At 45.8% G+C, this 8448-nt stretch carries 7 protein-coding genes and 2 rRNA genes (1 of these 9 running past the window's edge); 2 read left to right on the forward strand and 7 right to left on the reverse strand.

All coding sequences use genetic code 11. From position 1 onward, the window contains the following. Positions 1–225: 225 nt before the first annotated feature. From AC2TF5_RS23860 to AC2TF5_RS23870, 3 genes are all read right to left on the reverse strand, one after another. Entirely contained in the window at positions 226–1212 is a 987-nt protein-coding gene (locus tag AC2TF5_RS23860) for a sensor histidine kinase (RefSeq protein ID WP_491299594.1), read from the reverse strand. After that, the gene (locus tag AC2TF5_RS23865) at positions 1209–1913 is read right to left on the reverse strand and encodes a response regulator transcription factor (RefSeq protein ID WP_491299595.1); all 705 of its coding nucleotides are present in this window, start codon (positions 1911–1913) and stop codon (positions 1209–1211) included. The genes AC2TF5_RS23860 and AC2TF5_RS23865 overlap by 4 nt, the downstream gene beginning before the upstream one ends. 65 nt (positions 1914–1978) lie before the next feature. Next, positions 1979–2707, reverse strand: a complete 729-nt coding sequence (locus AC2TF5_RS23870; RefSeq protein ID WP_491299596.1) for an acyl-[acyl-carrier-protein] thioesterase — start codon at positions 2705–2707, stop codon at positions 1979–1981. A 192-nt stretch (positions 2708–2899) separates the two neighbouring features. On the opposite strand from AC2TF5_RS23870, the gene AC2TF5_RS23875 reads away from it, so the two are divergent. Next, positions 2900–3727 (forward strand): MurR/RpiR family transcriptional regulator, encoded by an 828-nt coding sequence (locus AC2TF5_RS23875; protein WP_491299597.1) that lies wholly within the window; start codon positions 2900–2902, stop codon positions 3725–3727. A 61-nt stretch (positions 3728–3788) separates the two neighbouring features. Here AC2TF5_RS23875 and AC2TF5_RS23880 read toward each other — a convergent pair whose 3' ends face one another. Next, the gene (locus tag AC2TF5_RS23880; protein ID WP_491299598.1) at positions 3789–4493 is read right to left on the reverse strand and encodes an N-acetylmannosamine-6-phosphate 2-epimerase; all 705 of its coding nucleotides are present in this window, start codon (positions 4491–4493) and stop codon (positions 3789–3791) included. Positions 4494–4756: 263 nt separating this feature from the next. Between AC2TF5_RS23880 and AC2TF5_RS23885 the strand changes: the two genes are divergently transcribed. After that, a complete protein-coding gene (locus AC2TF5_RS23885) occupies positions 4757–5017 on the forward strand; it encodes a GlsB/YeaQ/YmgE family stress response membrane protein (RefSeq protein ID WP_491299599.1) in 261 nt (86 codons plus the stop codon). 266 nt (positions 5018–5283) lie between these two features. On the opposite strand, the gene AC2TF5_RS23890 is transcribed toward AC2TF5_RS23885, so the two are convergent. The 3 genes from AC2TF5_RS23890 to AC2TF5_RS23900 all read right to left on the reverse strand — a co-directional run. Further along, the gene (locus AC2TF5_RS23890; protein WP_491299600.1) at positions 5284–6264 is read right to left on the reverse strand and encodes a ketoacyl-ACP synthase III; all 981 of its coding nucleotides are present in this window, start codon (positions 6262–6264) and stop codon (positions 5284–5286) included. 301 nt (positions 6265–6565) lie between these two features. After that, a 5S ribosomal RNA gene (gene rrf / locus AC2TF5_RS23895) occupies positions 6566–6682 on the reverse strand. Between the two features lie 126 nt (positions 6683–6808). Beyond that, a 23S ribosomal RNA gene (locus tag AC2TF5_RS23900) occupies positions 6809–8448 on the reverse strand (it continues 1287 nt past the right edge of the window).

Raw genomic sequence — 8448 nt, forward strand, 5'->3', positions numbered from 1 at the left:
TTCCTGAATATCACTATCTTTAACTTTAGTGTAATCTACCTCCCCTTCTTCTCCTATCGATCATGCTTTCACCTACCTTACATCGGTGTAAGGTTAATAAAACAAAAAAACCTAATCACTTGTAAATGATAGTCTGCTTCACCATTTACTTAAGGATAGGTTTCTTTTGACATAATAAACTTTATACACTATAAAAGATCGTGTACGGTCAGAATACTCATTAGCCTATACAGTAAATATAAGCCGAACTACGGTTCCCTTGCCTACCTCGGATTCCAACTCTATGCTATGGTTAAGCTTTTGTACAACCTCTTTGACCAAGTATAGCCCCATTCCGGTGGATTCCTTCAGCTTTCTTCCGTTCTCCCCGGTGTAAAAAGGATTAAATACACGCGTCAGATCCGACTTTGGAATGCCTATTCCCCGGTCACGCACCTCCAGCCAAATTTCACGACCATTCAATGTTCTGAAAGCCGATATGGTAACCTTCTGTCCGCTACCCGCAGAATATTTAATGGCATTCGAGAGCAGCTGCAGCAAGATGAACCTAAGCCATTTGATGTCCGTCTGCACTACAATCCCGGGATCCACCAGTACCTCGGGATATACATGACTGTGGATGAAATAGCGTTTGTTTTCATGTACCGCGTCTTTAACCAATTGCTGCAAAGACACGGGCTCTACACTGAAATCCTGTTCAAATGTTTCAAGTCTCGACATGTACAGTACCATATCAAGTCCGCGCCGTAGACGATCTGACTCTTCGGAAATACTCCTGAAGCTGTCATTGTCATCTTCCTGCGTAATCATCTCGATCACGGACAACGGAGTTTTCATCTGATGCACCCATTGATTCATAAAGATCAAGTGCTCTTTCCTTTTCCGTTCCCAATCCTGCAGCTGATTCCGGTATTGTCGGTACTGTTCTTCCATAAGATGACCCAGTGCCGCAGACAGCGGAGCCGATTCATTGTGTTTAATGGATTCCTCAAGGGACCTCATTGGCCGGGATAGCCTTTCATAAAAATCACGATGACTGTAGTACCGGTACATCAAGTATCCACCTAGAATGAACAGTCCGAGAAATACGGCATAAGCAGCTGTGACCGGATGATCATATCCGTCGAACCAGAACACCAGAAGTACAACCAGGAGAAGCACAACGGTAAAGAGAATGAGCGGGATATGCTCACGCCAAAATAACCTTTTCATTTCGGTTGCTCAGTCTTCCACACGATGTTTATCCGGTATCCTGAACCCCGAACCGTTTCCAGCGCATCCTCAATCCCCATCTCTGCCAATCGTTTACGCACCCGCGTAATGTTTACACTCAAAGTGTTGTCATCAACAAAGGCATCATCCCACAGCTTTTCGAGAATGGTCTCCCGGCTCACCAGACGCGGGCTACGGCCAAGCAAAGTCTCTAGCAGTATCGTTTCTTTTTTGGTCAAAGCCACGGTCTGTTCGCCCAATTGAAGCTCCATTCTTTCAGGGTATAGAACAAGCCCCTCCTTCTCTACGGTCCGTTCTCCGGAAGCAGCGGCATAATCGCCGTATACTCGTCGAAGCTGACTGTGGATTTTGGCAATAACGATGTCGTAGTGAAATGGCTTAGTTATATAATCATCGGCACCATTCTCGAGGGCCCTTAATTGATCCATTGCCCCGCTTCTGGCGGATATAAATATGATAGGGCATGTCGAGAGGGAACGAATCTGCCTGCACCAGTAATAACCGTCAAAGCTCGGTAGATTTACGTCCAATAGAACAATATGCGGTCGGATCTCCTGATACCGCTCCAGCACATGGTCAAAATCATTAACAATGATGGCTTCATTCCCGTATCTCCGTATGTGAGATTGTAACAATCCCGCAAGCTTAGGGTCATCCTCGACGATCATGATGTTGTACATATTACATGCTCCTTCCATGAAACGTCTGGCTGTTTACCCGTCATGCGAGAAGCAGCCCTTTTTCATTATTTTATAACGATAGCCGCTTCAAAAAAGTTTGCCCCCTCCAAAGAAAGCCCCTGTACATAAATGGCGTTGTTTTCTCCGGAAGATCGCCTCAACGTCATCTCATCATTCAGCCTTGCCTCATGATGGTATGTGATTTTGAATCCAGTAACGTTCTTTTTAAGCTCTTCTTCCGTAAGTGTGTCCCAGCATAAATCAGCGTACCGTGCGTTGTTTAAATGGCCGTTGCTGTCGATACCGCTGTACCGCACCGTATGGGAATATATGTCCTTCATCAGTGTCCCTTCCGGGATGACCGCTTTATCCAGAGGACTGCCAACTGATTCCGTATGAACTGGCACCTCGTAAGGAAATGCGGAAGGTCTCATGATTTTACGTTTCTTTATATCCACGAGTGCCCAAACGGAACGGGCTGTACCGATTACTTCACCAGTAGCATTTTTCAAACGATAATCACGGTTCCAGAGCGCGCCCTTTGAACCTCTGCTCCATGTGCTGATCTCAATGGTATCCATGTATCGCGGCAAAAAGGCCATCTCTACTTCCAGTGTTATGAGCATCCAGCCCATGCCGTGTTCCACCAGCTGCTCTCTGCTAACTCCCAATGCTTCAATGTGTCCGTCTGCAGCGCGCTGCATAAGGCCGAGTAACGAGGACCAACGAATGACGGAATTAAAGTCGACATCATCTGATTGGATCATAATATTTTCTGTCCATATTGCTATCATTATGTATATACATCTCCTTTATTCTGGGCCAAGCAGTAACATCCATAAATGCTGTATGATGACCAAGTTCAGTCTTACTCCATCATAAACAATCGCTACACAGTTTTCAAAACAGTACTGACTCCTTACCTAAAGAAGTAATACGCGCTATAATGGTAAAATACTAATATTATTAATGTTTAGAAGGTGAAGATGATGCACCGAGGTGTTTTGGACGAGCTTCAACTACAGTACCAAAGCCTATCCTTGAAAGAAAAAGAAATCGCCGACTATATCGTTCAGCATAAAAGCTCAATACAAAATATTAATATACGTGAATTGGCTGACCACACGCATTCATCCACCTCAACGATCACCCGATTTTGCAAAAAAATCCACTGCGACAGCTTTGTTGATTTCAAAATCCGGCTGAGCCGGGAGGCCGAGAAGCCCTCAGGAGACAGTAATGGCTTTACTCAGGTACAGAGCCTTTACAACGAAATTGTTAATGCAACGGCAGATATGATGCACCAGGAAGACTTTGAGAATGTGGTACGGATGATCAAGACTGCACAGCGGGTTCAAGTATACGGGCTCGGTAGCTCCGGATTATCTGCTCTTGAATTTAAATATCGCCTCATGCGGATGAATATTACGATTGATGCCATGACTGATTCCCATATGATGATCAGGAGCGCAGCCCTGTTGAATGAGAACGACCTCATTATCGGATTGTCCAACTCCGGACAAACTACGGAAATTATCGATGCTCTGAAAATCGGCAAAAGAAACGGTGCCGCAACGATCAGCATTACGAACTATAATCATACCCCGTTAACCGATATATCCGACATTTCGTTATTCACGCCAAGCCTACACCGGATGGGCGACACTCATTTCATCAACAGCCAACTGGCTATCATTTATGTACTTGATGTGCTTTCCATGCTGCTTCTGAACGATGAGAAGCTGTTTCGGAAGCGTCAGGAAACACTCGAAACACTGTATGAAAATGTAAAAGAAAATATAAAGAGAAGCTGATACGTAAAGCAGCTTCGCCTCCCTTTATTAGGAGCGCGAAGCCGTTCTAACGATCAGCTTCTTAATTTTTTGACTGAATATGTTTGACGAATCTTTCGGTAATTTGTTGTGGTCTGGTGATGGCGCCGCCAACAACGACACAGTATACGCCGAGTTCCAGACAGCGCTTCGCCATTTCCGGTGTAAGCACATTCCCCTCCGCCACAACTGGTGATTTAACGGCTTGAATGACTTGTTTTAGCAATTCAAAGTCGTTGTCATACATTTTCTGTCCCGTAGTAGACTCTGTATAACCGATTAACGTCGTTCCGATCAGATCAAACCCAAGCTCTTCCGCCTTTACAGCTTCCTCTACAGTCGAAATATCGGCCATCAGAAGCTGCTGTGGATATTTGTCCTTAATCTGCTGAATCAGTTCTGTTAGATGAAGCCCTTCCGGACGAATGTCCGTAGTCGCATCCAAAGCGATAATATCCGAACCTGCGTCAACCAGCTCATCAATTTCCTTCATCGTTGGAGTAATGTACACCTTTGAATCCGGATAATCCCTCTTAACGATCCCGATGACCGGCAGATCCACCTGCATTTTGATCTCCTTAATATCCCCAGCTGAATTGGCCCGTATTCCTACTGCACCACCCATACGTGCCGCCACGGCCATTCTCCCCATGATAAAAGAACTGTGAAGCGGTTCATCCTCCAAAGCCTGACAAGAAACAACAAGACCTTTGCCTAAACCTAACCCTTCCAAAGTCGTATTATTCATGTTTGAGACACTCCCATGTATTTATCATTATGAATGCTTATCAACAGAAAACTAATTTCACTAATAATATATATCATGAAAGTTATTTTCGTCAAACGATTTACAAACCTTATGGTTTCCATAATAAACAAAAGTACAAAAAAACGCATCACATCAAGGTGGATGAAATTAACTATCCTGATTTATAACCGACTCGGTTTAAAAATCACTCATTTGGTTAATAGTAAAGCACAAACAAATAAATCATTTACGAGGTGATACGAATGGGATTTCTTTGGTCATTAATTGTTGGTGGTATTATTGGTTGGATCGCTGGTCTGATTATGGGCCGCGACATTCCTGGCGGTGTCATTGGTAACATTATTGCCGGGTTTGTCGGTGCATGGCTCGGTGGATTGCTTCTTGGATCTTGGGGTCCAGTAATCGGCACCTTCTACATCCTTCCGGCATTGATTGGTGCAGTTGTACTCGTGTTCATCGTCAGCCTCATTATGGGCTCGATGAATAAAGGCCGCTCGAAATAATATCCAAAGCGAAAATCCCCACACGAAGAACAGTGATATGCAGTTCGTTCAATCGAACGCGGCACTGTTACCGTGAGGGGATTTTGCTGTATTATGACAAAGAGAAGTCTATCTACTATCACCATCGGCTATCTACTTTACTGTACGTATCTAGTGATCTCTAGACAGCAGAAAACCACGAATCAAAATTGATCGTGGTTTAGTTATTTTTCATAGAAAGTTCAGTTCAAGCCTAGTGCGGCTAATCTATTGCAAAAAACAAGATTCTATATTGACCACTGAATAATGGAGCCAGCATAAGTCATACCTCCGCCGAAGCCATAGAGCATCACATGATCACCTGATTTTAGGCGACCCTCATCAATTGCCAACTGCAGGGCCAGAGGAATTGAAGCTGCGGAGGTATTTCCCCGGTACTCGACACTTGTTAATGTTCTGTCCATGGAGATGGGGCCCCGTTCACAAATCGCTTCGATCATTCGTAAATTAGCACTATGCGGCACGAACCAGTTTATTTCATCCGCCTTCATTTTTGCCTTTTCCAGTAGCACCCGCATACCATCAGGGATATTTCTTACAGCCCATTTGTAGATTTCTCGGCCATTCTGAACGAGGCAGCCGCTTTTTAATTCCCGGCCATCCATTTTCTCGGACAGAGCCGTTTTATATAGATGAAAGCCTCCTTCACCGAAGGTACCTGATAATGAAGCCACAAAGCCCGAATAATTCTCATCTCTTTCAACAAGAACTGCTCCTGCCCCGTCACCAAACAGTACACATGTTGTCCGATCACTATAATCTGTAATTTTGGACAACGTCTCCGCGCCGATAACCAGAACTTTACGATACATTCCACTTGTAACCAAACCGTCAGCAAATTGGAGAGCATATACAAACCCTGCGCAAGCGGCATTGAGGTCAAGCGCTCCAGTGCTTTTAATTCCTAATTTAGATTGAACTCGGGAGGCTGTGCTCGGAAAAGAATAATCAGGTGTGCTCGTGGCCACAAGAATCATATCAGTGTCAATAACATCTACACCGTAACGCTGTATCATATCTCTAACTGCACCAACCGCTAGATCGGATACATACTGTTCTGGTTCAGCAATACGACGTTCCCTCATGCCTGTACGCTGTACAATCCATTCATCACTTGTCTCAACAAGCTTCTCCAAATCAGCATTTGTCAGCACTTTGTCAGGAACATACGTCCCAATTGCAGTAATTTTTGATTTTGATTGAGTCACAGTACACACCTCCAGCTTTTGTATTTATTATATCACCAAGTCTTAGTACTTGATACTAAAAATATAAAATTTTTAACTAATCATTGGCAAAAGAAACTCAAATTACATCATTTATATCTTAATATGAGCCATCTAATAAAGAAACAAAACAAAATAAAACGTTTATCGACGTTACCTAAGTAAACAAACTGCAATTAGCGTCAGTTTTTTGCCAGAAAAGAGTCCGTTTAATTTGTAGTTTTTACTTATTAAACTAAAAAAATCACTATCGATTGCTCGATAGTGATTTTTCCGGTTGTTCGCTTGGCGACGTCCTACTCTCCCGGGACCCTTCGGTCCAAGTACCATCGGCGCTGGAAGGCTTAACGGTCGTGTTCGGGATGGGTACGCGTGGAACCCTTCCGCTATCGCCACCAAACGGATCAAGTGTTTGATCACTTGAAAACTAGATACGAAACATTATTTGCGAATAGTGTTTCCGAAGTACCTCACACCGTAGTTCAAAGCGTATGCTTTCGATGCAAGCTTCACTTCGTGAAACTTTTAGGATAAGCCCTCGACCGATTAGTATTGGTCAGCTCCATGCATTGCTGCACTTCCACCTCCAACCTATCTACCTCGTCGTCTTCAAGGGGTCTTACTAGTTGGGAAATCTCATCTTGAGGGGGGCTTCACGCTTAGATGCTTTCAGCGCTTATCCCTTCCGTACGTAGCTACCCAGCCATGCTCCTGGCGGAACAACTGGTGCACCAGCGGTACGTCCATCCCGGTCCTCTCGTACTAAGGACAGCTCCTCTCAAATTTCCTACGCCCACGACAGATAGGGACCGAACTGTCTCACGACGTTCTGAACCCAGCTCGCGTACCGCTTTAATGGGCGAACAGCCCAACCCTTGGGACCTACTTCAGCCCCAGGATGCGATGAGCCGACATCGAGGTGCCAAACCTCCCCGTCGATGTGGACTCTTGGGGGAGATAAGCCTGTTATCCCCAGGGTAGCTTTTATCCGTTGAGCGATGGCCCTTCCATGCGGTACCACCGGATCACTAAGCCCGACTTTCGTCCCTGCTCGACTTGTAGGTCTCGCAGTCAAGCTCCCTTATGCCTTTGCACTCTTCGAATGATTTCCAACCATTCTGAGGGAACCTTGGGGCGCCTCCGTTACTCTTTAGGAGGCGACCGCCCCAGTCAAACTGCCCACCAGACACTGTCCCCGCACCGGTTTACGGTACTAGGTTAGAACCTAGATACGATCAGGGTGGTATCCCAACGGCGCCTCCACAGAAGCTTGCGCTCCTGTTTCTTAGGCTCCCACCTATCCTGTACAGATCGTACCCAAATCCAATATCAAGCTGCAGTAAAGCTCCATGGGGTCTTTCCGTCTTGTCGCGGGTAACCTGCATCTTCACAGGTATTAAAATTTCACCGGATCTCTCGTTGAGACAGCGCCCAAATCGTTACGCCATTCGTGCGGGTCAGAATTTACCTGACAAGGAATTTCGCTACCTTAGGACCGTTATAGTTACGGCCGCCGTTTACTGGGGCTTCGGTTCATAGCTTCGGATTGCTCCTAACCACTCCCCTTAACCTTCCAGCACCGGGCAGGCGTCAGCCCGTATACTTCGCCTTACGGCTTCGCACAGACCTGTGTTTTTGTTAAACAGTCGCTTGGGCCTTTTCACTGCGGCCCCCTCGTGCTATTCACACTACCGGGGCACCCCTTCTCCCGAAGTTACGGGGTCATTTTGCCGAGTTCCTTAACGAGAGTTCTTCCGCGCGCCTTAGAATTCTCTTCTCGCCTACCTGTGTCGGTTTGCGGTACGGGCACCTTCACCTGACTAGAGGCTTTTCTTGGCAGTGTGAGATCATGACCTTCGCTACTATAATTTTCACTCCCCATCACAGCCCAGCCTTAATGATGTGCGGATTTGCCTACACATCAGCCTCACTGCTTGGACGGACATCCATCAGTCCGCGTCACTACCCTCCTGCGTCACCCCATCGTTCATAACGGTTTACGGTGGTACAGGAATTTCAACCTGTTGTCCTTCGATTACGCCTTTCGGCCTCACCTTAGGTCCCGACTTACCCTGAGCGGACGAACCTTCCTCAGGAAACCTTGGGCTTTCGGCGGATCAGATTCTCACTGATCTTTTCGTTACTCATACCGGCATTCTCACTTGT

It is taken from the genome of Paenibacillus sp. JNUCC 34, assembly GCF_058269055.1.